This is a genomic window from Trinickia sp. (genome assembly GCF_051953955.1).
Lineage (GTDB): Bacteria > Pseudomonadota > Gammaproteobacteria > Burkholderiales > Burkholderiaceae > Trinickia.
Genome location: NZ_JBQCIF010000069.1, coordinates 1 through 24,368, shown reverse-complemented (window position 1 = coordinate 24,368; position 24,368 = coordinate 1). Strand labels below are relative to the sequence as shown.

General features: G+C 64.1%; 25 protein-coding genes and 1 riboswitch. Of the genes, 10 read left to right on the top strand and 15 right to left on the bottom strand.

Features of this window, described 5'->3' with window-relative positions; translation table 11 throughout:
• Positions 1–2: 2 nt before the first annotated feature.
• From ACTHNZ_RS12995 to ACTHNZ_RS12980, 4 genes are all read right to left on the bottom strand, one after another.
• Entirely contained in the window at positions 3–917 is a 915-nt protein-coding gene (locus ACTHNZ_RS12995) for an ABC transporter permease subunit (protein ID WP_440542905.1), read from the bottom strand.
• Positions 918–931: 14 nt separating this feature from the next.
• Entirely contained in the window at positions 932–1,942 is a 1,011-nt protein-coding gene (locus ACTHNZ_RS12990) for an ABC transporter permease subunit (RefSeq protein WP_440542904.1), read from the bottom strand.
• A 158-nt stretch (positions 1,943–2,100) separates the two neighbouring features.
• Positions 2,101–3,732, bottom strand: a complete 1,632-nt coding sequence (locus tag ACTHNZ_RS12985; protein WP_440542903.1) for an ABC transporter substrate-binding protein — start codon at positions 3,730–3,732, stop codon at positions 2,101–2,103.
• A gap of 288 nt (positions 3,733–4,020) precedes the next feature.
• Positions 4,021–5,598, bottom strand: a complete 1,578-nt coding sequence (locus tag ACTHNZ_RS12980) for an ABC transporter substrate-binding protein (protein ID WP_440542943.1) — start codon at positions 5,596–5,598, stop codon at positions 4,021–4,023.
• 305 nt (positions 5,599–5,903) lie between these two features.
• Between ACTHNZ_RS12980 and ACTHNZ_RS12975 the strand changes: the two genes are divergently transcribed.
• Entirely contained in the window at positions 5,904–6,764 is an 861-nt protein-coding gene (locus ACTHNZ_RS12975; protein WP_440542902.1) for a MurR/RpiR family transcriptional regulator, read from the top strand.
• 185 nt (positions 6,765–6,949) lie between these two features.
• Positions 6,950–8,611 carry a gamma-glutamyltransferase gene (ggt, locus tag ACTHNZ_RS12970; RefSeq protein ID WP_440542942.1) on the top strand — a complete coding sequence of 554 codons (1,662 nt, stop codon included), beginning with the start codon at positions 6,950–6,952 and terminating at the stop codon, positions 8,609–8,611.
• Positions 8,612–8,687: 76 nt separating this feature from the next.
• On the opposite strand, the gene ACTHNZ_RS12965 is transcribed toward ggt, so the two are convergent.
• The 7 genes from ACTHNZ_RS12965 to ACTHNZ_RS12935 form a co-directional block, all read right to left on the bottom strand.
• Entirely contained in the window at positions 8,688–8,990 is a 303-nt protein-coding gene (locus tag ACTHNZ_RS12965; protein WP_440542941.1) for a HigA family addiction module antitoxin, read from the bottom strand.
• Positions 8,991–9,009: 19 nt separating this feature from the next.
• The gene (locus ACTHNZ_RS12960; protein WP_440542901.1) at positions 9,010–9,288 is read right to left on the bottom strand and encodes a type II toxin-antitoxin system RelE/ParE family toxin; all 279 of its coding nucleotides are present in this window, start codon (positions 9,286–9,288) and stop codon (positions 9,010–9,012) included.
• A gap of 406 nt (positions 9,289–9,694) precedes the next feature.
• Positions 9,695–10,522 carry a methylenetetrahydrofolate reductase [NAD(P)H] gene (gene metF, locus ACTHNZ_RS12955; protein ID WP_440542900.1) on the bottom strand — a complete coding sequence of 276 codons (828 nt, stop codon included), beginning with the start codon at positions 10,520–10,522 and terminating at the stop codon, positions 9,695–9,697.
• A 33-nt stretch (positions 10,523–10,555) separates the two neighbouring features.
• Positions 10,556–10,909 carry a phage holin family protein gene (locus ACTHNZ_RS12950; RefSeq protein WP_440542899.1) on the bottom strand — a complete coding sequence of 118 codons (354 nt, stop codon included), beginning with the start codon at positions 10,907–10,909 and terminating at the stop codon, positions 10,556–10,558.
• Between the two features lie 229 nt (positions 10,910–11,138).
• Positions 11,139–12,557 carry an adenosylhomocysteinase gene (gene ahcY / locus ACTHNZ_RS12945; RefSeq protein ID WP_440542898.1) on the bottom strand — a complete coding sequence of 473 codons (1,419 nt, stop codon included), beginning with the start codon at positions 12,555–12,557 and terminating at the stop codon, positions 11,139–11,141.
• A gap of 36 nt (positions 12,558–12,593) precedes the next feature.
• A riboswitch (S-adenosyl-L-homocysteine riboswitch) is annotated at positions 12,594–12,710 on the bottom strand.
• Between the two features lie 136 nt (positions 12,711–12,846).
• On the bottom strand, positions 12,847–13,575 hold the full coding sequence (locus ACTHNZ_RS12940) for an LrgB family protein (RefSeq protein WP_440542897.1): 729 nt from the start codon (positions 13,573–13,575) through the stop codon (positions 12,847–12,849).
• 56 nt (positions 13,576–13,631) lie between these two features.
• Positions 13,632–14,048, bottom strand: coding sequence for a CidA/LrgA family protein (locus ACTHNZ_RS12935; RefSeq protein ID WP_440542896.1), 417 nt, complete (start codon positions 14,046–14,048; stop codon positions 13,632–13,634).
• A 110-nt stretch (positions 14,049–14,158) separates the two neighbouring features.
• On the opposite strand from ACTHNZ_RS12935, the gene ACTHNZ_RS12930 reads away from it, so the two are divergent.
• The 3 genes from ACTHNZ_RS12930 (at position 14,159) to ACTHNZ_RS12920 (ending at position 18,543) form a co-directional block, all read left to right on the top strand.
• Positions 14,159–15,103, top strand: a complete 945-nt coding sequence (locus tag ACTHNZ_RS12930) for a LysR substrate-binding domain-containing protein (protein ID WP_440542895.1) — start codon at positions 14,159–14,161, stop codon at positions 15,101–15,103.
• 228 nt (positions 15,104–15,331) lie between these two features.
• Positions 15,332–17,038, top strand: coding sequence for an isovaleryl-CoA dehydrogenase (locus tag ACTHNZ_RS12925; RefSeq protein WP_440542894.1), 1,707 nt, complete (start codon positions 15,332–15,334; stop codon positions 17,036–17,038).
• Between the two features lie 86 nt (positions 17,039–17,124).
• A complete protein-coding gene (locus ACTHNZ_RS12920; RefSeq protein WP_440542893.1) occupies positions 17,125–18,543 on the top strand; it encodes a coniferyl aldehyde dehydrogenase in 1,419 nt (472 codons plus the stop codon).
• A gap of 72 nt (positions 18,544–18,615) precedes the next feature.
• Here ACTHNZ_RS12920 and ACTHNZ_RS12915 read toward each other — a convergent pair whose 3' ends face one another.
• Complete coding sequence (locus ACTHNZ_RS12915; RefSeq protein WP_440542892.1) at positions 18,616–19,650, bottom strand: serine/threonine protein kinase; 1,035 nt, start codon at positions 19,648–19,650, stop codon at positions 18,616–18,618.
• Positions 19,651–19,719: 69 nt separating this feature from the next.
• Positions 19,720–19,935, bottom strand: a complete 216-nt coding sequence (locus tag ACTHNZ_RS12910) for a hypothetical protein (protein ID WP_440542891.1) — start codon at positions 19,933–19,935, stop codon at positions 19,720–19,722.
• Positions 19,936–20,392: 457 nt separating this feature from the next.
• Here ACTHNZ_RS12910 and ACTHNZ_RS12905 point away from each other — a divergent pair, with 457 nt between their 5' ends.
• Together ACTHNZ_RS12905 and ACTHNZ_RS12900 are read left to right on the top strand one after the other, a co-directional pair.
• Positions 20,393–20,602 (top strand): hypothetical protein, encoded by a 210-nt coding sequence (locus ACTHNZ_RS12905; protein ID WP_440542890.1) that lies wholly within the window; start codon positions 20,393–20,395, stop codon positions 20,600–20,602.
• Between the two features lie 203 nt (positions 20,603–20,805).
• On the top strand, positions 20,806–20,991 hold the full coding sequence (locus ACTHNZ_RS12900) for a hypothetical protein (RefSeq protein ID WP_440542889.1): 186 nt from the start codon (positions 20,806–20,808) through the stop codon (positions 20,989–20,991).
• A gap of 49 nt (positions 20,992–21,040) precedes the next feature.
• On the opposite strand, the gene mgrA is transcribed toward ACTHNZ_RS12900, so the two are convergent.
• Positions 21,041–22,084, bottom strand: a complete 1,044-nt coding sequence (gene mgrA, locus ACTHNZ_RS12895; protein ID WP_440542888.1) for an L-glyceraldehyde 3-phosphate reductase — start codon at positions 22,082–22,084, stop codon at positions 21,041–21,043.
• A 170-nt stretch (positions 22,085–22,254) separates the two neighbouring features.
• Between mgrA and ACTHNZ_RS12890 the strand changes: the two genes are divergently transcribed.
• Positions 22,255–22,461 (top strand): DUF3185 family protein, encoded by a 207-nt coding sequence (locus ACTHNZ_RS12890; protein ID WP_440542887.1) that lies wholly within the window; start codon positions 22,255–22,257, stop codon positions 22,459–22,461.
• A 35-nt stretch (positions 22,462–22,496) separates the two neighbouring features.
• On the opposite strand, the gene ACTHNZ_RS12885 is transcribed toward ACTHNZ_RS12890, so the two are convergent.
• Positions 22,497–23,258, bottom strand: a complete 762-nt coding sequence (locus ACTHNZ_RS12885) for a phytanoyl-CoA dioxygenase family protein (RefSeq protein ID WP_440542886.1) — start codon at positions 23,256–23,258, stop codon at positions 22,497–22,499.
• Between the two features lie 412 nt (positions 23,259–23,670).
• Here ACTHNZ_RS12885 and ACTHNZ_RS12880 point away from each other — a divergent pair, with 412 nt between their 5' ends.
• Both ACTHNZ_RS12880 and ACTHNZ_RS12875 read left to right on the top strand, forming a co-directional pair.
• Positions 23,671–23,970 carry a hypothetical protein gene (locus ACTHNZ_RS12880; protein WP_440542885.1) on the top strand — a complete coding sequence of 100 codons (300 nt, stop codon included), beginning with the start codon at positions 23,671–23,673 and terminating at the stop codon, positions 23,968–23,970.
• A gap of 154 nt (positions 23,971–24,124) precedes the next feature.
• Positions 24,125–24,343 carry a hypothetical protein gene (locus ACTHNZ_RS12875; protein WP_440542884.1) on the top strand — a complete coding sequence of 73 codons (219 nt, stop codon included), beginning with the start codon at positions 24,125–24,127 and terminating at the stop codon, positions 24,341–24,343.
• Positions 24,344–24,368: the final 25 nt, after the last annotated feature.

Here is a 24,368-nt window from a genome sequence, read left to right as displayed (position 1 = left end):
GTTTAGGCCATCCGTTTCAGTTTCGGGTCGAGCGCGTCGCGCAGCCCGTCGCCGAGCAGATTGATCGCGAGCACCGAAATGAGAATTGCCATGCCGGGCATCGTGACGATCCACCAGGCGTTGTCGATGTAGTCGCGCGCCGATGCCAGCATGGCACCCCACTCGGCCGTCGGCGGCTGCACGCCGAGCCCGAGGAAGCCGAGCGCCGCGGCGTCGAGAATCGCCGACGAAAATCCGAGCGTCGCCTGCACGATCAACGGCGCCGTGCAGTTGGGCAGCACCTGCGAGAACATGAGCCGCGGCGTGCCCGCGCCCGCCACGCGCGAGGCGGTCACGTACTCTTTCTGCAGTTCGCCCTGGGCCGAGGCCCGCGTCAACCGCACGTAGCCCGGCAGCGCGACGATCGCGATCGCGAACATCGTGTTCGTCAGGCCCGGCCCGATGATCGCGACGACGGCCACGGCCAGCAGCAGCGACGGCAGCGCGAGCAGCACGTCCATCGCACGCATGATCGGCGTATCGGCCCAGCCGAAGAAGGCCGCGCAAAGGCCGAGCACGATGCCGGGAACCAGCGCGAGCGCGACGGACACGCAGCCGATCCAGAACGACATGCGCGCGCCATACATGAGCCGGGACAAGATGTCCCGACCCGCTTCGTCGGTGCCGAGCACGAATTTCCAATTGCCGCCGCTCAGCCAGGCCGGCGGGATCTTCACGTAGTCGCGGTATTGCTCGATGGGGCTATGCGGTGCGATCAGCGGCGCAAAAATCGCGACGAGCGCAAGCACGAGCACGACGAGGCCAGCCGCCACGGCGCCGCGATTGCGCGCGAAGTTGTGCCAGAACTCGCGCAGCGCGAGCGCTCGCCCGCTTGGCGGCGTGACGCTTTGAGGAACCGTGTTTTGAATATCTGCCATGATTGCCGGCTCCTTTAGCGCGTGTGGCGAATGCGGGGATTGAGCACGCCGTAGAGCAAGTCCACGCACAGGTTCACGACGATCACGAGCGACGCGATCATCAAAATGCCGCCTTGCACGACGGGATAGTCGCGCCGGCCGATTGCATCGATGAGCCACTTGCCGATGCCGGGCCAGGAAAACAGCGTCTCGGTCAGCACCGCCCCCGCGAGCAGCGTGCCCACCTGCAGGCCGATCACGGTCACGACCGGGATCAACGCGTTGCGCAGCGCATGCACGACGACCACGCGCACGGGCGAGAGGCCCTTCGCGCGCGCCGTGCGGATGTAATCTTCGCGCAGCACCTCGAGCATCGACGAGCGCGTCATGCGCGCAACGACCGCGAGCGGAATCGTGCCGAGCACGATCGCGGGCAGAATCAGGTGGCTCACGGCAGACTTGAACGAGCCTTCGTCGGGTGCGAGCAGCGCGTCGATCAGCATGAAGCCGGTCACGTGCGGAATGTCGTATTCGACGGCGATGCGGCCCGAAACCGGCGTCCACCCGAGCGTGACCGAAAACAGCATGATCAGGATGAGGCCCCACCAGAAGATCGGCATCGAGTAGCCCGTCAACGCGGTGCCCATCACGCCGTGATCGACGATCGTGCCGCGCCTGAGGGCCGCGATCACGCCGGCCGGCAGCCCGATGACGAGCGCGAACAGCATCGCGCAAATCGACAGCTCGACGGTCGCGGGAAAGCGTGCGAGAAACTCGCTCATCACGCTCGTGTTCGTGATGATCGAATCACCGAGGTTGCCGTGCAGCGCACGCCAAACGTAATGGACGTACTGCAGCGGCAGCGGCTCGTCGAGCCCGAGCCGGTGCAGCGCGGCCGCATGCATGGCAGGGTCGACGCCGCGCTCGCCCATCATGACTTCGATGGGATCGCCGGGGATGAGGTGAATGAGCGCGAAGGCGAGAATCGTGATGCCGATGAACGTCGGTATCACCATCCCGATGCGGCGTAAAACGAATCGGAACATGGTTCGTCCCTTTATCTTGCTGGAGAAAAAACGCGACCGGCGACGAGGGGCTTCCCGCCGAGCGGGGGAGCGAGTCCCTCACTCAGGCACGGTGCCCCTGTCGCCGGAAAACGTGCTGGCGCTCCCGGGTACGCCCGAGAGAGCGTATCGCATCGTCGTTACTTCACGCTGACGCCATCGAAGCGCGCATAGCCGAGCGGGTCGATGCGCATGTCGACCACCTTCTTGCTGATGGGCTGATAGACAGTCGAGTTCGCGATCGGCGAGAACGGCAACTGCTGCGCGAAGATCTGCTCCGCCTGCGTGTAGAGCTTGGTGCGCGCGTCCTGGCCCGTGGTCGTGCGGCCTTTTTGGATCAGGTCGTCAAACGGCTTGTAGCACCACTTCGAGAAGTTGTTGCCGTTGATCGCCTCGCAGCCGAGCAGCGTGCCGAGCCAGTTGTCGGGATCGCCGTTGTCGCCGGTCCAGCCGATCAGCATCGTGTCGTCTTCGCCCGCGTGCGCGCGTTTGATGTACTCGCCCCACTCATAGGTGACGATCTTCGCCTTCACACCGATCTTCGCCCAGTCGGATTGGATCATCTCCGACATCAGCTTCGCGTTCGGATTGTACGGGCGCTGCACCGGCATCGCCCACAGCGTAATCTCGAAGCCGTTCGGGAAACCCGCCTTCGCGAGCAATGCCTTGGCCTTGTCCGGATCGTAGCTCGGCAGCTTCAGATTGCCGTCGTACGACCACTGCGTCGGCGGCATCGGTGCATGGGCGGCTTGGCCCGCGCCTTGGTAGACGGACTCGACGATCGCCTTCTTGTTGATGGCCATGTCGAGCGCTTCGCGCACCTGCACGTTATCGAGCGGCTTGTGCGAGACGTTGTAGGCCAGATAGCCGAGGTTGAAGCCCGCTTGCGAGGGCATGTCGAGGTTCGAGTCGGCCTTCAGCGGCGCGATGTCCTGCGGCTTGGGGTAGCTCATCACCTGGCATTCGTCGCGTTTGAGCTTCTGCACGCGCACCCCGGCATCGGGCGTGATCGCGAAAATCAAATGCTTGATCTTCACGACGCCGGGCTTCCAGTAGTCCGGGTTGCCTTCGAAGCGGATCGTCGCATCCTTCGTGTAGCTCTTGAAGATGAAAGGACCCGTGCCGACCGGCTTCTGGTTGATGTCCGCCGCCTTGCCTTCCTTGAGCAACTGATCGGCGTATTCGGCCGACAGAATCGACGCGTACTCCATCGCCATGTTCTGGATGAACGGCGCGTTCACGTTCTTGAGCGTGAAGCGCACCGTGTAGGGATCGACCTTTTCGATCTTCGTGATCAGCTTGTCGAGGCCCATGTCGGTGAAGTACGGGAACGACACCGGGTACGCCTTGCGGAACGGCTGGTTCGGATCGAGCATGCGCTCGAACGTGAAGATGACGTCGTCGGCGTTGAATTCGCGCGTCGGCTTGAAGAATTCCGTCGTCTGGAATTTCACGCCATGACGAAGATGGAACGTGTAGGTCTTGCCGTCGGGCGAGACGTCCCACGATTCGGCCAAGCCGGGCTCGACCTTCGTGCTCCCGCGCTCGAATTCGACGAGGCGGTTATAGACGGTGAACGTGTTCGCGGTGAAGTCCGTGCTCGTCGTGTATTGCGCGGGATCGAAACCGGCGGGGCTTCCCTCGGAGCAGTAAACGAGCGTCTTGTTGGGGATGTCCGCTGCGTGGGAGATCGTTGCGGCGAGCGACACCGTCGCGGTGGCGGCCGCGATCGCGCTCAATCGCACAGCGCGCAACAGTTTGTTTTGCTTCATATTTCCTCCAGATCTGAGGCCAGCCTGAGCCAGCGTAGGCGGATATTACTGAGCTTTGATTACCCGAACAAGCGTTCGGGAAAAGGCAACGCTCAGCAATTTCTCGCGTTGACTTTTGCCCCGCACATGTTTAGTGGCACTAAAATTGTTTGTCAATCGGCATCGCTGGGCCGCCTGGCGGGAAGGTGTGCCGTTTCGACGAAAGGACCCTGCGAGCACGATCGGTTCCAGGCGGGAAGCGGCGAAAAGCGGCGGGCAGCAGGCCCGCCCGCCGTGCAGCGGCACCGGCTACTTGAGGCCTACGCCCCAAAACTGCGTCGGGCCGAACGGGTCGATCTCGAAGCCGACGACGTTCTTGCGCAGCGGCTGATACACGGTCGAGTGCGCGATCGGCGTGAACGGCACTTGCTCTTTGAAAATCTCCTGCGCCCTCGTGTAGAGCCGCGTGCGCTCGCCTACGTCGTTCGTTTCGCGCGCCTTGACGATGAGGTCGTCGAACGGCTTGTAGCACCACTTCGAGAAATTGCTGCCATTCACGGCCGCGCAACTGAGCAGGACGCCGAGCCAGTTGTCCGGGTCGCCGTTGTCGCCGGTCAGGCCGATCAGCATCGCGTCGTGCTCTCCCGCATGCGCGCGCCGCACGTACTCGCCCCATTCGTACGTCGTGATCTTCGCGTGCACGCCGATCTTGGCCCAATCGGCCTGGATCATCTCTGCCATCAAACGCGCGTTCGGGTTGTAGGGGCGTTGCACGGGCATCGCCCAAAGCGTCAGCGCGAAGCCTTCGGGGTAGCCCGCTTTCGCGAGCAGCGCTTTCGCTCGCGACGGATCGTAGGGTGCGTCCTTGAGCGCCGCATCGTATGACCATTGCGTCGGCGGCATCGGATTCACCGCCACCTGGCCGGCGCCTTGATAGACCGATTTCACGATCGCCCGCTTATCGATGGCCATGTCGAGCGCGCGGCGCACGTCCACGTCGTCGAGCGGCTTGTGCGTCGTGTTGTAGGCGAGAAAGCCGACGTTGAAGCCGACTTGGTGCGGCATCCGCAGATTCGGATCGCTCGAGAGCGACGCAATATCGGCGGGGCTCGGATAGTTCATCACTTGGCACTCGCCCGTTTTCAGCTTTTCCTCGCGCACGTGCGGATCGGGCGTGATCTCGAACACGAGCTTGCTCACGCGCACGATGCCGGGCTTCCAATAGTCGGGGTTGCCGTCGAAGCGGATGAAGGCGTCCTTCTCGTAGCTGTGGAAAACGAACGGCCCGGTGCCGATCGGGTTGCGATTCAGATCGGCAGCCTTGCCTTCGCGCATCAATTGATCGGCGTACTCGGCCGAAACGATCGATGCGAACGGCATGGCGAGCTCGGACAAGAACGGGGCGCTCGCGGTATGGAGCGTCATGCGCACGGTGTACGGATCGAGCTTCTCGACTTTCGCGAGATTCGTCGCGAGGCCAAGATCCGCAAAATACGGAAAGGCCACCGGATAAGCCCGCCGTAGCGCGTCGTTCGGATCGAGCATGCGCTCGAAGGTCTGCACGACATCGTCGGCATCGAATTCGCGCGACGGCTTGAAATAGGGCGTCGTGTGAAATTTCACGCCGCGGCGCAGATGAAACGTATAGACGCGGCCATCGCCCGAAACGTCCCACGATTGGGCGAGCCCGGGTTCGATCTTCGTGCCGCCGTGCTCGAATTCGACGAGACGGTTGTAGACGGTATAGGCCGCGGCGGAAAACTCGACGCTCGTCGTGTACTGCGCCGGATCGAAGCCGGCGGGGCTCGCATCGGAACAAAAGACGAGCGTCTTGGCAGGCAGCTCGGCGGCTGCGCTATGGCCAGCGCCAAGGAGGACGCTGGCCATAGCGGCCGCCACGATGAAGAACGAAGTGAAGCGGACGACGGAAAACGGGCGACGTACCGGCATAAGCGCTCCTTCAATGGCAAGCGAGCAAGCGTAGCACGGCATCGATGCAATGCCTGGACGGAGACTGTAATAAGTATCACGTCAGAAATGGCTTCGATGGAGCAGCCGGGTCATGCATCACGGGTAAACACCGAGTCACGACGCCGTTGACGAACCTTTTTGGCTTGCTACGATTCACCACACAGTAATGAACATTACATGATTCAAGGCTAGGTGTGGAAGACTCGATCGAACGAGGCACCGTGACGCGCTCTACCGTGCGGATCGCGCTCAAGCAGCGCGAAGACAGCTTTACCGCCGCAGAGCGGCGCGTCGTCGCCGTGCTGCTCGCCAATTACCCGAGCGCGGCGCTGACGTCGATTTCGCAGTTGGCCGGCCAGGCCGGCGTCAGCGATCCGACGGTCCACCGGCTCGTTCTGAAGCTCGGCTTCGAGGGCTATCCCGAGTTCCAACGGGCGTTGCTCGCCGAGGTCGACGCGCGCATGAATTCGCCGCTATCGCGGCTGGAGGCGTCGGCCGACGAGCCTCACGCAGAAGAGACGCAGCAAGCGATGCTGCGTTCGCTGATGCTCGCCATCGGCAAGACCGCCGAGCAGGCATCGCGCGAGGACTTCGAGCGTGCCGTCTCGCTACTCGCCGATCAAGACCGCACGGTGCTCTGCTGCGGGGGCCGCGCCAGCGGATTTTTCGCGGAGTGGCTCGCCGTGCTCCTCAGTCAGGTTCGCCCGCGCGCGCGGCACGTCGAGCCGTCGCTCGAACGCGGGTCCGAGCTGCTCGCCGATCTCGCGCCGGGCGACGTGCTCGCCGTCTACGACTACCGCCGCTATCAAGAGAGCGTCGTCGCGTTCGCACGCGCGGCGCATGAGTTGGGCGCACAGGTCGTGCTGTTCACCGACGAATGGCGCTCGCCGATTGCGCGCTTCGCCGACGCGGTATTGGTCTCGTTCATCCAAAGCTCATCGCCGTTCGACACCAAGGTGCCGGTCATCGCGCAGACCGAAGCGATCGTCGCCTCGATCGTGCAGCGCGCACCCGTCGAAGCGAAGGCCCGATTGAAACGCATCGAAGCATTGAGAGCCGGGCGCGTCGCCGAGGACGCGTGAGCCGGCCTGGCCGCACGAGCCGCCTCCTCCACCACCGATTGGACACCTCACAGCGAACCCATACAATGATCATGAAGACAGACACGCCTCTCGCCGCCGCGCTCGCCGCGGCGCTCATCGCGACGAGCACGCTCGCCGCGAACGCCGTGGCCGCCTCGCGCCCTGCCGTCGAAGCACGCAACGGCATGGTCGTCACGTCGCAGCATCTCGCCTCGCAAGTGGGCGTCGACATCCTGAAGATGGGCGGCAATGCGATCGACGCGGCCGTGGCCGTCGGCTATGCGCAGGCCGTCGTCAATCCATGCTGCGGCAACATCGGCGGCGGCGGCTTCATGACGATCCACCTCGCCGACGGCCGCGATACGTTCATCAATTTCCGCGAAACGGCACCCGCGGCAGCCACCGCGAACATGTACCTCGATGCCGAGGGCAACGTGAAGAAAGGCGCGAGCCTGTACGGCTATGGCGCCGTGGGCGTGCCGGGCACGGTGATGGGGATGGACCTCGCCGAGCGCAAATACGGGCGGCTCACGCGCGAGCAGGTGATGGCGCCTGCGATCAAGCTGGCGCGCGACGGCTTCGTGCTGACGCGTGCCGATACGGACATCCTCGACACGACCGTCAAGCGGTTCGCGCAAGACCCCGGCATCGCCCGCATCTTCCTGCGCAAGGACGGCACGCCGCTGCAACCGGGCGATCGCCTCGTGCAAAAAGACTTGGCCAATACGTTGGAAGCCATCGCTAAGCACGGCCCCGACGCGTTCTACAAGGGCAAGATTCCGCAAACGATCGAAGCGGCTTCGAAAGCGAACGGCGGGCTGCTGACCGCGGCCGACTTCGCGAACTATCGGGCAACCGAGATGACGCCCGTGACCTGCGATTATCACGGCTACACGTTCATCTCTGCGCCGCCGCCGAGCTCTGGCGGCACGACGATGTGCGAAATTCTGAACACGGTCGAAGGCTACGATCTGAAGGGTTTCGGATGGCATTCGGCGCAGGCCGTGCATTACATGGCCGAGGCGATGCGCCACGCGTATGCCGATCGCAACACGAAGCTAGGCGATCCGGCGTTCGTCAACAATCCGCTCGATGAACTGCTGAGCAAGTCGTATGCGGCGAAGATTCGCGCATCGATCTCGCCGGATAAGGCTACCCCGTCGATGCAACTGGCCGATGCGGCGTCGCTGCCCGAGAAGAAGGAGACGACGCATTATTCGATCGTCGACAAGCAGGGCAACGCCGTCTCGACGACGTATACGGTCAACGGCCGCTTCGGCGCCGTCGTCATGGCACCGGGGACAGGCTTCTTCCTGAACGACGAGATGGACGATTTCACGTCCAAGGTGGGCGCGCAGAACATGTTCGGTCTCGTGCAGGGTCCGAACAATGCGATTGCCCCGGGCAAGCGGCCGCTGTCGTCGATGGCGCCGACGATCGTGACGAAGGATGGCAAGGTGTTCCTCGTCATCGGCTCGCCGGGTGGCTCGCGCATCATTACGACGACGTTGGAAACGGCGATCGACATCATCGATTACGGCATGGAGCCGCAAGAAGCCGTCGATGCGGCGCGCATCCATGAGCAATGGCTGCCTGACGTCGTGTATTACGAGCCGTATGGGTTGTCGGCCGACACGCTGAAAATCCTCGCGAGCGAGGGCTACAAGATGGTTCAGCAAACGCCTTGGGGCGCGGCGGAGTTGATCGAGGTCGGATTGCCGGGCCTTGCGGCGGATGCGTCGCAAAACTCGGGGAACGATTCGGCGGTGGGGGGGAAAGTGCGCGTCGGGTATCTTTATGGCGCGAACGACGAGCGGCGGCCGGCTGGGGAAGCGCTCGGTTATTGACGGACGGACTGGCGAGCGATCGTCTCACGCGCAGTGCGCAAAATCGAGCGCACTACCGCGTGAGCGTTTCATAGTGTCAGCCAGCCATAGCATGCGATCGGATCTCCGCGATCTTGGCCTCGCCGATCCGTTCTTTCGCCATCTCGGTGTCGTAGTGCGTTTGAAGGTTCATCCAGCTTTGCGCGTCCACGCCGAAGAAAGCTCCCAACCGTACAGCGGTATCGGCCGTAATAGCTCGCCCATGCTTGACGATCTCGTTGATTCGACGCGCCGGCACGCCGATCGCCTTCGCTAGCGCATATTGCGAAATACCCATCGGCTCCAGCCACTCGACCGCAAGGATCTCGCCAGGCGTCGCCAGCGGAACTTCCCGAGCCATAGATTTCCTCAGTGGAGAGTTAATGGTAGTCGACGATTTCGACATCTGTCGCAGTGCCGTCCGCGAATCGGAAGCAGACGCGCCACTGACTGTTGATGCGGATGCTGTACTGCCCCACCCGATCTCTTTTGAGCACTTCCAGTTGATTTCCCGGGGGGATTTTCAAGAAGTCCAGGTCCGCCGCCGCATGCAACTGCTGCAATTTGCGCATGGCCCCGCCCTCGATATTAGCGAAGCGAGGTACTCGCTTGCCGGCGAAGAGCATAGCCGTGTCACGACACCTAAAGGAAGTGATCATTGAACGATATAGTAACGTCTCGCGTTATTAACGTCAAGCGTTATTAGTGCTGAGTGCAGCACTGCCGGGCGGCAGTACATCCGAGGGCGACATCCTAGAGGGGCCGGCATCCGTTGAGGGTTCTCTTTTTATTTTTCGGACGCAATCACCATCGCTTGTAACTGAGCGGCTCCAGGTAGGACTGCCCGGGCTCGCCGCAGATGCTTCGCAAAGCTCGAGCAACGATTCGTCGGTCGGCGGCCAGGTGCGCGCCGGGTATTTTATGGCGCGAACGACGAGCGGCGGCCGGCGGGCGAGGCGCTGGGGTATTGAGCCTGGTTAGGGCTGCCGTCAACGCATCACGCCGATGTCGATGCCGGCAGCCCCCAACGAACGAAAGGACTAACTTGCGGCGGTACGCCCGCCGTTAGCCCAACCGCTCGCAAATCGCCTTAGTCGCCGCAGCCCCATTGAGCGTATAAAAATGCAGCCCCGGCGCGCCTTCCTTCACGAGTCGCTCGCAAAGCTGCGTGACGACATCGAGCCCGAAGGCGCGGATCGCTTCGCGATCGTCACCATAGCTCTCGAGCCGCTTGGCGACCCAGCGCGGCACTTCCGCCCCGCACATTTCCGAGAACCGCATCAGCTGCGAGTAGTTCGTGATCGGCATGATGCCCGGCACGATCGGCACGTCGACGCCGAGCTTGCGCGCCTCGTCGACGAAGCGCAGATACGCATCGGCGTTGTAGAAATACTGCGTGATCGCGGCATCCGCACCGGCCTTGACCTTGCGCGCGAAATTCTCGAGATCGTGCCGTGGCGAACGCGCCTGCGGGTGATACTCGGGGTAAGCGGCCACTTCGATGCGAAACCAATCGCCATGTTCCGCGCGGATGAACGAGACGAGTTCAGAGGCATAGCGCAATTCGCCCACTTCCCCCATGCCCGAGGGCAGATCGCCGCGCAACGCGACGATATGACGGATGCCGTGCGAACGATAACGCTCGAGAATCGCACGCAGGCTTTCCTTCGACGAGCCGATGCACGACAAGTGCGGCGCGGCTTCGAGGCCGTCCTTCGCCATGTCGAGCACCGTATCGAGCGTGCCCTGCTGCGTCGAGCCACCGGCTCCGAACGTCACGGAAACGAACTGCGGCTTCAGTTGTGCCAATTGCATGCGCGTCGTGCGCAGCTTCTCGACGCCGTCAGGCGTCTTTGGCGGAAAAAATTCGAATGAGATTTCGATGGGATTCATGATCCGGTCGATCAGGTGTTATCCGAGCCGCGATCAGCCAAGGCTGCGATTGCCGAAGATCAGCGCCGACAACAGCCACGACACGATGCTGTACAAGATCGAGCCGAAGAACGCCGACCAAAACCCCGAAACTTCGAAGCCCTTCAGGAGCGAAGCCGCCAGCCAAAAGCACAAGGCGTTGACGACGAGAATGAACAACCCGAGCGTGACGATCGTGACGGGCAGCGTAAGCACCAGCAACACGGGCCGAAGCAACGCGTTGATGAGGCCGAGCACAAGTGCAATGATGAGCGCCGTGCCGAAGCTACGAATGTGAATCGACGGCACGAGATACGTGATGATCAAAAGCGCCAGCGCATTGATCACCCAGGTCAGCAGCACGGTCATGGCGGGTTCCTTCGGCGTTCGGTCGAATGGGTCGGTCGGACGGTTGACGGCAAAAACGGCAAGACGGCTCAGCGTCGAGTCGCGGCATGCGGCCGCGCGGCTCGGTATTGCATTGAAACGAAGGCGGAGCCGCCAACGGCAGCACCGTCTCCGTGCGCGTTACGTGCCGGCCGGCGTCAAGCACGCCTCATGTCACGCACGAGCGCGCCGCGCCGGCCGGCTCGTGCGATCAATAACGATAGTGATTCGGCTTGAACGGGCCGTTCTTCTCCACGCCGATGTAGCCCGCCTGCGCGTCCGAGAGCTCGGTCAACTGCACACCGATGCGTGCCAGGTGCAGCCGCGCCACCTTTTCGTCGAGGTGTTTCGGCAGCACATACACCTTGTTCCCGTACTGCCCACCGCGCGTGAACAGCTCGATTTGCGCGAGCGTCTGGTTCGCGAACGAGTTCGACATCACGAACGACGGATGGCCCGTCGCGCAACCGAGGTTCACGAGCCGGCCTTCAGCGAGCAAGATCACGCGCTTGCCATCCGGGAAGATGATGTGATCGACCTGCGGCTTGATGTTTTCCCACGTGTATTGGCGAGTCGAAGCAACGTCGATTTCCGAATCGAAGTGCCCGATGTTGCAAACGATCGCGTTGTGGCGCATCGCCTTCATGTGATCGTGGTTGATCACATGGTAGTTGCCCGTGGCCGTGACGAAGATGTCGGCCTTGTCGGCCGCGTATTCCATCGTGACGACGCGATAGCCTTCCATCGCGGCCTGCAGCGCACAGATCGGATCGATTTCCGTGACCCACACCGTCGCGCCGAGCCCGCGCAGCGATTGCGCGCAGCCCTTGCCCACGTCGCCATAGCCGGCCACGACGGCGATCTTGCCCGCGATCATGACGTCCGTCGCGCGCTTGATGCCGTCGACGAGCGATTCGCGGCAACCGTAGAGGTTGTCGAACTTCGATTTCGTGACCGAATCGTTGACGTTGATGGCCGGGAACGGCAGGCGGCCGTCCTTTTCCATCTGATAGAGGCGATGCACGCCCGTCGTCGTTTCTTCCGTCACGCCCTTGATCTGCGCGAGACGCTTCGAGTACCACGTCGGATCGATCTCGAGATGGCGCTCGATCGACTTGAACAGCGCGATCTCTTCTTCATTCGTCGGCTTGGCGATGACCGAACGATCCTTCTCTGCCTTCGAGCCGAGGATCAAGAGCAGCGTCGCATCGCCGCCGTCGTCGAGGATCATGTTCGCGAATTCGCCGTTCGGCCATTCGAAGATGCGGTGCGAGAACTCCCAGTACTCGTCGAGCGATTCGCCCTTGAACGCGAACACGGGCGTGCCCGTCTTGGCGATGGCCGCCGCGGCGTGGTCCTGCGTCGAAAAGATGTTGCACGAGGCCCAGCGAACGTCGGCGCCGAGCGCCTCGAGCGTCTCGATCAGCACGCCCGTTTGAATCGTCATGTGCAGCGAGCCGGCGATGCGCGCGCCCTTCAAAGGCTGCGCGGCCTCGTATTCTTCGCGGATTTGCATGAGACCGGGCATTTCGGTCTCGGCGATCGTCAACTCCTTGCGGCCCCAGTCTGCGAGCGAGAGGTCGGCAACGAGGAAATCTTGGTTTTTCGAATCGATAACTGCGGCGTTCATCACGCCCTCCTTTTCTAAATGAGTTCTAGAAAAAAATTGACGTGAGCGCCGTTCGATGGAGCAGCACACCCGCGCAGCCAACGCGCGAAAAGCATGCCGTCCGATTGAATTCCGAGCCTGGCGGGTGGCCCCGTCGCAACGCTCCTCGGAAGTGGCAGGCATTGTAGCATCAATGGACGTGTCGCCGTGGCGGCAAAGACGCGCGATGCCGGCGCATGCTTTACCGCGCGTTAGCCTCTTCCAGCACTTCCAGCACTTCCAGCACTTCGATCGCTCTAGGCGCTTCCGTTCAGCCCAGCGTCGCGCCCAGCAGCGGCGCGAGCAGCACCATGACCACGCCGGCGATCATCATCGTGAGACTCGCGATCACGCCCTCCTCGCTGCCCAGTTCGCGCGCCTTCGCCGTGCCCACGCCATGCGCGGCCGCGCCGAACATGACCCCGCGGGCCAACCGGCTGCGCAACGGCAGGAAGATCAGCACGAGTTCGCCGAGCAGCATCCCGCACACACCGGTCGCGATGACGAACAGTGCAGTCAATTGCTTCGGCGCGTGGATTTGATCCGACACCGCGAGTGCGAACGGCGTCGATACGGAGCGCGTCATGAGGCTGCGGGCGACGTCCGGCTCGAGATGCAGCAGCCTCGCGAGGACGAACGACCCGCCCACGGCCACGACGATGCCGACCGTCACGCCGGCCGTCAGCGAAATCCAATGACGCCGCATCAAGTCGCGGTACTCGTAGATCGGCACGGCGAAAGCGACTGTCGCCGGGCCCAGTAACCACATGAGCCAGCGCGTGTCGGCGAAATAGACCGAGTACGGAATGCGCATGGCGAGCACCACGACGGCGAGCATCGCGGGCACGATCACGAGCGGCGTGAGCCAGGGCTGCCTGAAGCGCGCGTAGAGCCGCTTGCCCACGGCGTAGAAGGCGATCGTCAACACGAAGCATACGGCGGCCACCCACTGCGGCCGAGCCACGGTAACGGGCCAGGACAGGATCGACGAAACCGACATGACGTATCCGATTGCTGTTCGGTTCTTGGGAAGCGGGGCGCGCAGCTATGCGCGGTTCATGCAGCGACGTGTGCGCGGCGCAGCGCGAGCCGGCGCTCCAGCCGCACCGCCTGATCGACGGTGAATGCCACCGCCACCAAAACCGTCAACGTCCCGCAGATGACCACGAGCGCAAGGCGCCACCCATCCGACTTGAACAATCCGCCGTACTGCACGACGGCAACGGCCGCCGGAACGAAGAACAAGAGCAGCTCGGACAGCAGCCAGTCGGCTCCGGCCTTGACCCAGCGCGGCCGGATGCCGCCGCTGAGCAGCAGCACGAGCAAGACGCCAAGGCCGACCACGCTGCCGGGGACCGGCAAGTCCAGATGGCGCGCGGCGAAGTCCGCGACGAACCATACGGCGGCCAACAGCCCGCTCTGCGCAGCGATGCGGGCCGCGCCCGACAGGCGCTCGATCGACTTGGTGCTCATGGCAAAACCCCCTATTGACTCCATGACGAAAGTGTAATTGGCAACCATCCATAAATAAAATGACTTAAACTCATCGTCATCATTCCAATTTGGAACTAAAGAGGACGCCAATGGAGTTGCGCGCGCTGCGTTATTTCATCGAAGTGGCCCGGCAGCAGAGCTTCACGCTCGCCGCCGAGCGCATGTTCGTCACCCAGCCCACCATCAGCAAAATGGTCAAGGCGCTCGAGGAAGAGATCGGCGCTCCGCTCTTGCTGCGCGAGGGCCGCCAGATGGTCCTGACCGACGAGGGCCGAATCGTCTTTCAGCGAGGCCAGGACGTGCTGGCCGCTCACGCGCAACTGCAGGCGGAACTCGACGACGTCGGCACGCTCGGCCGCGGGGCGCTGACGATCGGCATTCCGCCGATGGGCGGCTCGTTGTTCACGCCCATCATCGCGGCGTTCCGCCGGCGCTATCCGAGGATCGAATTGAAGCTGTTCGAGCAGGGTTCCCGCGCGATCGAGGCGGCGTTGCTGGCCGGCGAGCTCGAGTTCGGCGGCGTGCTGCTGCCCGTCGACGAGCAGATCTTCGACTTCCTACCGATGTCGCTGCAATTGTTGTGGGTCGTCGCACCGCACGGCTCGCGCTTCGACGACGTGCGCGAAGTGCGCTTGGCCGATCTCGCCTCCGAGCCTTTCGTCTATTACGGCGAAAGCTTGGCACTCAACGACGTCGTCACGCGCGCCTGCAGCGAGGCGGGGTTCGCTCCGCAGATCGTCTCGCGCAGCAGCCATTGGGATTTCATGGCCGCGCTCGTGCGCGCGGGCGTCGGCATCGCGCTACTGCCCGCCCCGTACTGCCGGCGGCTCGATCCCAGCCAGTTCACTTGCCGGCCCGTGATCGAGCCCGAGATTCGCTGGGAGATGGCGATTGCCTGGCGCAAAACCGGCTATCTCTCGCACGCCGCCCGCGCATGGCTCGACGTCGCGCGCGAAACGTTGCCGGGTCAGCCCGGCGACGACTTCGTCTACACCGGCTCGGACAACGTCGTGCAAGCCCCGGGAGACCACTGAGGCTCGCCGCGCGCGAGCGCAACGAAGCGCGTAGCAGAACAGTTCCTCTACACGGCGGGCACCGCGCGAACCTATCATTGAGCAAGGCTTTCATGCATCGACGGCGTCGATGGATGCAGTTCGAACGCCGTCGCATCCTCCTTCCCGACAACGCTCGCGGCTCATACGCCGAATGTCGAACGCATCGCCGTCGACATGGGTGCACGGGCCCCGAACCGGAGACACGCTATGGACCCGCAGGCCCCACCGGCCACGCATGAAGTGACGAACCAGGTCCCGCCTCTCGAGCATTACAACGTCTACGAATGCGATCCGGCATTGACGTCCGCCCTCCGACGCGAAGGCGCCGCATGGCATGCGCCGGCGCTTGCGCGCGACGGCGCCATGCTCGGCGAGCCCGAGGTCATCGCGCTCGCCGCCGCGGCGAACCGCCATGCGCCCGAACTGTTCACGTTCAGCCCGCGCGGCGAGCGAATCGACACACTCGAGTTTCATCCGAGTTGGCATCGGCTGCTCGCCCTGCTGCGGCAGGAGGGGCTGCATGCGCTGCCGTTCGATACCCCGCGTGCCGGTGCAATGGCCGCGCGTTGCGCCGGCTACTTCCTGCATGGCCAGCTCGAATCGGGCTCGCTCTGCCCGCTGACGATGACGTTCGCGAGCATCCCCGTGCTACAGCGCGAGCCGCTCCTATTCGCGCAGCTCGCCGAAAAGCTCTACGCGCGCGAGCACGACCCGAGCGATGCGCCGCTTTCGCGCAAGCGCTCGATGATGGTCGGCATGGGCATGACGGAAAAACAAGGCGGCTCCGACGTCCGCACGAACCAGACGCGCGCGTCGCCGATCGGCACGGCATCGGGGCGCGGTGCCGAGTACCAGCTCGTGGGCCACAAGTGGTTTTTCTCCGCGCCTCAGTGCGATGCGCATCTGGTGCTCGCCCGCACGAGCGCGGACGCCCCGATCTCTTGCTTCTACGTGCCGCGCTACACGCCCGACGGTGCACGCAACGCGATCCGCGCTCAACGTTTGAAGGACAAGCTCGGCAATCGCTCGAACGCGAGCAGCGAAGTCGAATTCGCCGATGCCTACGGCGTCATGATCGGCGACGAAGGACGCGGCGTGCCGACGATCATCGAAATGGCGAACTACACGCGGCTCGATTGCGTGATCGGCAGCGCCGCGCTCATGCGCGCGGCATTGGTCCAGGCGATTCACCACGCGCGCCATCGCGTGGCGTTCTCCCGGCGGCTCGTCGAGCAGCCGCTCATGCGCAACGTGCTCGCCGATCTCGCGCTCGAGACCGAAGCAGCCACGCTGCTGTTCATGCGGCTGGCCGGCGCATCCGATGCCCATCTCGACGCGCAGCGCACCGGTACACCTGAGCGCGACGCCGAGCGCGCGTGGCGGCGCATCGTCACGCCCGCCGCCAAGTTCTGGGTCTGCAAGCGCACACTCGAATTCACCGGAGAAGCAATGGAAGTGTGGGGCGGCAACGGCTATGTCGAAGAAGGTCCGATGGCGCGCTTCTATCGTGAAGCCCCCGTCAATTCGATCTGGGAAGGCTCGGGCAACGTCATGTGCCTGGACGTGCTGCGTGCGCTCGAGCGCGATGCGCAGGGCGCCGCAGCGCTGCTTGGGGAGTGGCGCGCGGATGCGCAGGGCACGCCGGCGCTCGTCGCGGCGCTCGATGCATTGCAGGCCTCGCTCACTGCGGCGCCCGACGAACGGGAAGCGGGTGCGCGCGCGCTCGCGCAGCAACTTGTGCTCTGCGCGCAAGCAGTCTTGCTGCTGCGGGCGGGACCCGACGATCACGCGCAGGCATTCATCGCCACACGGCTCGACGATGCGGGCGCAGGGCGCTCGTGCGGGCGCGTCTATGGGACGTTGCCCGCCTCCTTCGATCACGGCGCCATCATCGCGCACGCGTTCCCAGCGTGAATGCTCGAGGCGCTCGGCCACGAGGCGCCATGCAAGAGGCCGCGCCGAAGCAATGACACTCGGTGCGGCTGACAGGAGACGAACGGATGAAGAATGACTTGCCCGATGCGGCGTCGCTCGAAGCGTTGCTGCAATTGCAGCGCGAAGCCCACGCACGCGCGCCCTACCCTTCGTGGGAGACGCGCGCGGCGCATCTGAAGGCGCTGCGCACGATGCTGCTCGAGAACGGCGATGCACTGGCGCAGGCACTTCACGCCGATTTCGGCCAGCGCGCGAAGGCCGAAATCGTGTTGTCCGAGCTGTGGCTCGCCAAGAGCGAGATCGATTCGGCCCTGAAGCACGGCAAGCGCTGGATGAAGCCGCAACGGCGCCCCACGGGCATGTGGCTCAGGCCCGCGACGGCCAAGGTGATCCCTCAGCCGCTCGGCGTCGTCGGCATCGTCGCACCGTGGAACTATCCGATCTTGCTCGCCGTCGGCCCGCTGATCTGCGCACTCGCGGCCGGCAACCGCGCATTGATCAAGATGTCGGAATTCGTACCGCGCACGGCCGAGCTCACGAAGCAATTGTTGGAGCGCACCTTCGCGCGCGAGCAGGTGGCCGTCGTGACGGGCGACGCATCGGTGGGCGCCGCGTTTTGCGCGCTGCCGTTCGATCATCTGACCTTCACGGGCTCGACCACGGTCGGGCGCGAGGTCATGCGCGCCGCCGCGCTCAATCTCACGCCGGTCACGCTCGAGCTCGGCGGCAAGTCGCCAGCGATCATCGGCCCGGACGCGCGCTTCGATGCCGCCGTCGACAGCATCGTTGCCGGCAAGACGCTCAACGCCGGCCAAACCTGCATCGCGCCCGACTACGTGCTGCTGCCGCGCGGCACGGAGCAAGCGTTCATCGAACGGGCACGCTCGCGCGTCGCGCGCCTTTATCCCGACTTTGCGCACAATCGCGACTACACGACGCTGATTTCCGAGCGCCATTTCGATCGCATGCGCAAACTCGCGGACGAAGCGCTCGCCGCCGGCGCGATGCTCCATTCGCTGACCGATTGCACGCCCGATGCGGTGCGCAAATACTTCCCGCCGTGTGTCCTGACGAATGCGCCCGCTGCGAGCGCGTTGATGCAAGAGGAGATTTTCGGGCCGCTGCTTCCGCTCGTCCCCTACGACACGCTCGATGACGCCCTGCGCTATGTCAACGCTCGGCCGCGCCCGCTCGCGCTTTATCTGTTCGATGAAGCGCGCCCAACGATCGAGCGCGTGCTGCGTGAAACGGTCTCGGGCGGTGCCGCCGTCAACGAAACGCTGCTGCAGATCGCCTGCGAGGGGCTGCCGTTCGGCGGCGTGGGCGCGAGCGGCATGGGCGCCTATCACGGGTACGACGGCTTCGCGACGTTCTCGAACATGAAGCCCGTGCTCGTGCAGCCGCGCTTCAATGCGCGGGCGCTGCTGCTGCCGCCGTATGGGCGGCGCTTTTACGCCGTGATGCGGCTCATGATGAAGCTGTGAAAACCCACGGAAGAAACGAAACGAGAAGTCGAACGGCGTGGAAACGATGCGTGCGTCGCATCGATACCCGCGTCAGACTGGCCACAGCGGCCCTTCCTGCATCGCGCCGATCTGCTCGCGCAGCTCCAGCACGCGCGCTTCCCAGTACCGCTGCGTGTTGAACCAGGGAAACGCGGCGGGGAACGCGGGATCGTCCCAACGCCGCGCCAGCCACGCCGCGTAATGCAGCAAGCGCAGCGTGCGCAGCGCTTCGATCAAATGCAGCTCGCGCGGCTCGAACTCGCAGAAATCCTCGTAGCCCGCGAGCAAGTCGGACAGTGCGCTCGATGCTTCCGAGCGCCCGCCGGGCAGCAGCAGCCAGAGATCCTGAACGGCAGGTCCCATTCGGCTGTCGTCGAAATCGACGAAGTGGGGGCCGGCATCGGTCCATAGCACGTTGCTCGCGTGACAGTCGCCGTGCAGCCGCAAAGAGGTTATCTCGCCGGCGGCCTCGAAGGCACGCTCGACACCTTCGAGCGCCAGCGCCGCCGCGGCTTCATACGATGCACGCAGCTCGGCCGGCAGAAAGTCGTGCGAGAGCAGGAAGTCGCGCGACTCGTAGCCGAACGTGGCGATATCGAGCGTGGGCCGCGCCGTATACGGCTTGCGCTTGCCGAGCGCATGAATGCGCCCGATGAATCGCCCCATCCACTCGAGCGTGTCGCGCCGATCGAGATCGGGGGCGCGTCCGCCGCGTCTTTCGAAAATCGCAAACCGAAAACCGTCGAACGCGTGCAGCGTCTGCCCATCAATCTCGCGCGCGGCGACGACCGGGATCTCTGCCCGGGCGAGCTCGGCAACGAACGTGTGCTCCTCGGCAATCGCTTCGTCGGACCACCGCTGCGGCCGATAGAACTTCGCGACGACGGGCGGCCCGTCCTCGACGCCGACCTGATAGACGCGGTTTTCGTAGCTATTGAGCGGCAGCAGCCGCCCATCGGTGCGCACGCCCGTCGGGGCCAGCACGCTGTCGATCGCGTCGAGCACGCATTCAGGCGTGAGACGCGTGAAAGGATGCGCGGCAGCTGCGCCGGGCACGTCGGAGGAATCGGATAAAGGCTCGTTCATGCCGGCATTGTGCCGCATCGGCACGCAGCCCGGCGAATGCCTGCCTCGAAACGCAGGGAAAGCCGAACGTCAATGGACGAGCGAACCGGCCGGGCGTGCCACGAGCTCGCCCGTATCGATCAGGTCTTCGAGGAAGAACGGCTCGGTATTCAATTGCAGCGAGGCGCCCGGTTCGCCGGCGTACCAAACGACCATCGCCATATCGCCGAGTATGCGCATGACGATCCCGCGCGCGCCCGACGGCACGGCTATATGCACCGACTTGACGATAGAACCGATTTGCATGATGTCTCCCCTCCGGGGCGTTGAGCGATGACTCGATTGTTCACGGAACCGGCCATCTAGGAAAGCCGAATGTAAAGGCCGATTGACCGTCATTTCCAGCGATCGCCCTTACAAATAGCTGTCCATTCATATAATGAGCACCGGCGAAGCAGCCGCTGGCATGCGCTCGAGCCTCTTGTACGGCGTCTCGACTCTCGACGTGTGCCGCCCGCCACTACGTTACTCGTGCCAGGCGCTATAGTCCAAGCATAACGCGTGGCGCTCGATGCTGCGGATGCGTGCGCGGCCTCGTAGGTTGTCTCGACGCGCGGGTCCGGGGCCGCATGGAGTGGCCGCCAAAGTGCCAAAGCGCCAAATCGCCAACGACGCGCCACCGCATCCGGCAATATGTCCTGGCGTTGCACCGCCGAGCGCCCAGCCAGGCGCCTCGCGCGCACGCCGATAGGAGAAACGATCGATGAATGCGCTTTCGCAATGCAGCATCCGGCCGGCCCGCGCAGCAGCACTGCTCATGGCCGGCAGCTTCGTCCTCGCGCTGGGGGCCTGCGCGCACGACGGGCTCGATGACGTCAAACCCACGGCCACGACGGCCTATCACGCGGGGCAGCCCGCGGCGCCGCAATCCTCGCAGGGGATGACCGCTCCCTCGCCCCCGCCACGGCAGTGACGCGCCGGCAGGGGAGCTTCATCGAACTCGACCGCAGACCGAAATGGGCGTTGAAAGGGCCTGTCCACCTCGCGCCCCACACTGGCTGACGCACCGACGGGCAACGATGCGCGCCGCAAATCGCGGTTCGTCACCTATACTCGGACTAATGCGTGCACGCCTTCGCAAGCGTTGCGACGCACAAATAGCGGGAGGGGACGAGCATGTCGACTTACTTCACGATCAGCGACTTCATCTTGGTCATTCCAATGGCGCTCGCGGGGGCGCTGTTCTTGGGTGCTTGCCCGGCGCACTCGCGCGCAGTGCACAACATCTTGCGCGTGCTCGGCGCGATGCTCGGTGTGGTATTTGCCGTCGTGCTCGTCGAAGGCCTGCCGGTGCTGATATAGCACCAAGCGAGAGCCGCCGGCGAACACGGGCGACCGGCCGATCCGCGCCTCAAACGCGCTGATCGGTCGAAGGTTTTTCCCAGAGGTTGATGCCGCCTTCGGTCGCATAGCGATCGATTTCGGCGATTTCTTCGCTCGAGAACGCGAGGTTCGAGAGCGCTCCGACGTTTTCGCGCACTTGCTCCGGACGGCTCGCGCCGATCAGCGCGGAGGTCACGCGTGCGTCGCGCAGCACCCACGCAAGCGCCATTTGCGCGAGGCTTTGGCCTCGCCGCTTAGCAATCTCGTTCAGTTTCCGCACGTGCTCGATGTTCTCGCGGCTGAGATGACTTTGCTGCAGCGAACCGCCGCCGGGCTTGTTGATGCGCGCATCGTCCGGCACGCCGTTCAAATACTTCGACGTCAGCAGCCCTTGCGCCAGCGGCGTGAACGCGATGCAGCCGGCGCCCACCTCGTCGAGCGTGCTCAGCAGCTCGCGCTCGATCCAGCGGTTGAGCAGGTTGTACGAGGGCTGATGGATCAGCAGCGGGACCTTGTGCTCGCGCAGCAACGCGGCCATTTCGCGCGTCTTCGCCGCTGAGTACGACGAGATGCCGACATAGAGCGCCTTGCCTTGCTGCACAGCGGTAGCGAGCGCACCGGCCGTTTCCTCGAGTGGCGTATCGGCATCGAACCGGTGCGAATAGAAGATGTCGACGTAATCGAGCCCCATGCGCTGAAGACTCTGGTCGAGGCTGGCAAGGACGTATTTGCGCGAGCCGCCGCCTTGTCCATACGGCCCTGGCCACATGTCCCAGCCGGCCTTCGTGGAAATCAGCAGCTCGTCGCGGTACGGGCGGAAATCATCCTTGAACAAGCGGCCGAAGTTCGTTTCGGCGCTGCCGTAAGGCGGCCCGTAGTTATTGGCGAGATCGAAGTGCGTGATGCCGAGGTCGAACGCCGTGCGCAAAATGTCGCGCTGCGTCGAGAGGGGCGTCGCGTCGCCGAAGTTGTGCCAAAGGCCGAGCGACAGCGCGGGCAGTTTCAGGCCCGAGCGGCCGCTTGGGCGAAATTGCATGTCCGAGTAGCGGGCGGATGCGGCTTCATAGGCCATGAGAGTCCTCGATGAGTGCGTGAGCGGGTACGGAGAACGGGGCGTCGGCAGCATGGCCGCGCGACGGCGATAGGTGCGAACCGATGGACACCGATGCGGCAAGTTTCATACACTGCCCGCGCCGGGCATCATCACCGGACACCATAACTTTCGACGAGAGAAGAGCATTCATGATCAAAGCGATTTCCCTGGCGCTGATCGCGGGTGGCGTCGTGCTGCTGTATTTCGGCGGCCAATCGTTCCATTCGTTTGCCAACGATGTCTCGCGCGCTTTCACGGGCGCCCCTACCAATAAGACGATCTGGCTCATCGCGGGCGGCGTCGTCGCGACGCTGGCCGGGATCGTCGGCCTTACGGCCTCCTCGCGCAAGCGCTGACGCGGCGCGCCCGCTCGCGCCGCACACGGGGCGCGTCAAATCGTCACGTCGGGCTTCGAAGCGGATCGCGTGCCCGGCAGCGGCACGTTGCTCGCGCCGTGATACGTAAACACGAGCGAGAACTTGACCTCGTCGCTGAGATTCTGCCCTGCGGAGTGCAGCGTGTTGCAATGGAAGAAGACGACGTCGCCGGGATCGAGCTCCGGTGACACGGCCGTGCGGATCAACGCTTCGTTCTCGGGCACATCCGCGCGGAAAAACTTCTGAGAGTCGAAGCGCTCCGAAGTGAACGTCATCTCGTGCGAGCCCGGTACGAGCCAGAGCGCGCCGTTGCTCACGGTCTCCTTGCCGAGCGCGAGCCAGGTGGAGACGAGATCGTCGCGCTCGAACGACCAGTACCGCGCATCGCGGTGCCAGCCGGTTAGGCTGCCATAGGCCGGATGCTTCGTCATCATGCAGTTGTGATGCGCACGCGAGAGCCGCGGCGACTCGCCGAAATACAGCTCCATCCATCCCCGAATCTCCGGCGCCGTGGCCCACTCGCGAAAGAGGGCATCGCGCACGTAGGCATCGAGCAACCGCCGCACGGTATGCCCCCCCGGCGCATGCTTGGATTCGGGCGCACCGGGGTAGCGCAAATCGGCTTCGAATTCGATCGGCTGGACGGCCTCGTGCAGTTGCCTCACTGCGACGGCCTTCAGTGCAGCGCACCGCTCCGGCGAAACCAGCCCCTTGACGACAACGAAGCCGCGTTCGCGCAGCTCCCGCACTTGTTCTATTTTCGATTGCGCTGACATGAAACGTTCCTTGGCTAGCCGGGCCGCCCGAAGCGGAAAAACTTCATTCTAAAGCGCGCGCGAAACGTGCGTCGCCGCACCGATCGAGTGCAAGGGTCTATCCGACTTACGCATGTCACCTTTCGCGCGTAGCCTGCATCGCATGTCGCTCCTCACCGCTCGCTGCTTGCGACCCCGTTTTAGGTCGCCCGCTGTCGCCGCCTCCCCCGATTCCGCCCTCGACGCGCCTATCGCCCCGCGTTGCGCGACGCACGCGTGGCACGCTCGTTGCAGCGACCGGGCCGTCTCGCCCCGATAGCGGGCCGTTCACTGCTTTCGCCTCACCATGCAAAAACATCTCGCTTCTCGTGCTTCTCGTCATAGCGGAATTCGCACGACCCTCAGCCCGACCCGCTTGGGCCGGCGCACCTCGATGCGCGCGCTGCGTCACCACGCCGCGCGCGCCGACGCGCTCTCACACCGCGATGCGGCACCCGTGCAGGCGCCGCATCGGGCCGGATCACTGCGCGCCTGGCTGCGCGCCGTGCTTTGCGCGCTGCGCACGGGCACGCGCGGCACGCGCGCGCGCCGGCTGCTATTGCGCAGGCTGCTGAACCGCGCCACGGTTCGGCGTCAGGCGTCGCACAGCGCTCCGCGCGCGGCCACGGGCGGCAATCGTCGACCGCGCCGCCTGTCGGCCAGCGCCGGGTGGTTTGCATTCGCGGCACGGTAACGCTTCGCGCTGATCAGCGGCTCCGGATGTCTTCACCGGTAGCCGCCCTAGACAGTGGGCGAGCGCTCGCGACGGGGTTTCCACCACACGGCGCAAGCGTAAAATCGATAGCTCGAAACCGATTGGCCCGGCTGCAACATGCCGGGAATGTGTCATGAATACGCCTACTCCGGGACAACGGCCGCACAAAGGGCCGTCCAAGCGCACGCTCAACGTGATGACGGCGCTCGTCGGGGTCGGTACGCTTGCCGCGGGTGTCGGTTGGCTCGCGTATAGCTGGGTGACCGACCTGGAAGTCCCCTACTTCGCCATTCCGCTCGTGCTTTGCGTGCCCGTCATCGCCGCCGTGGCCTTCCGCAACTGCTGGGATTGAGCCGCCGGGCCGGCATGCGGCTTGC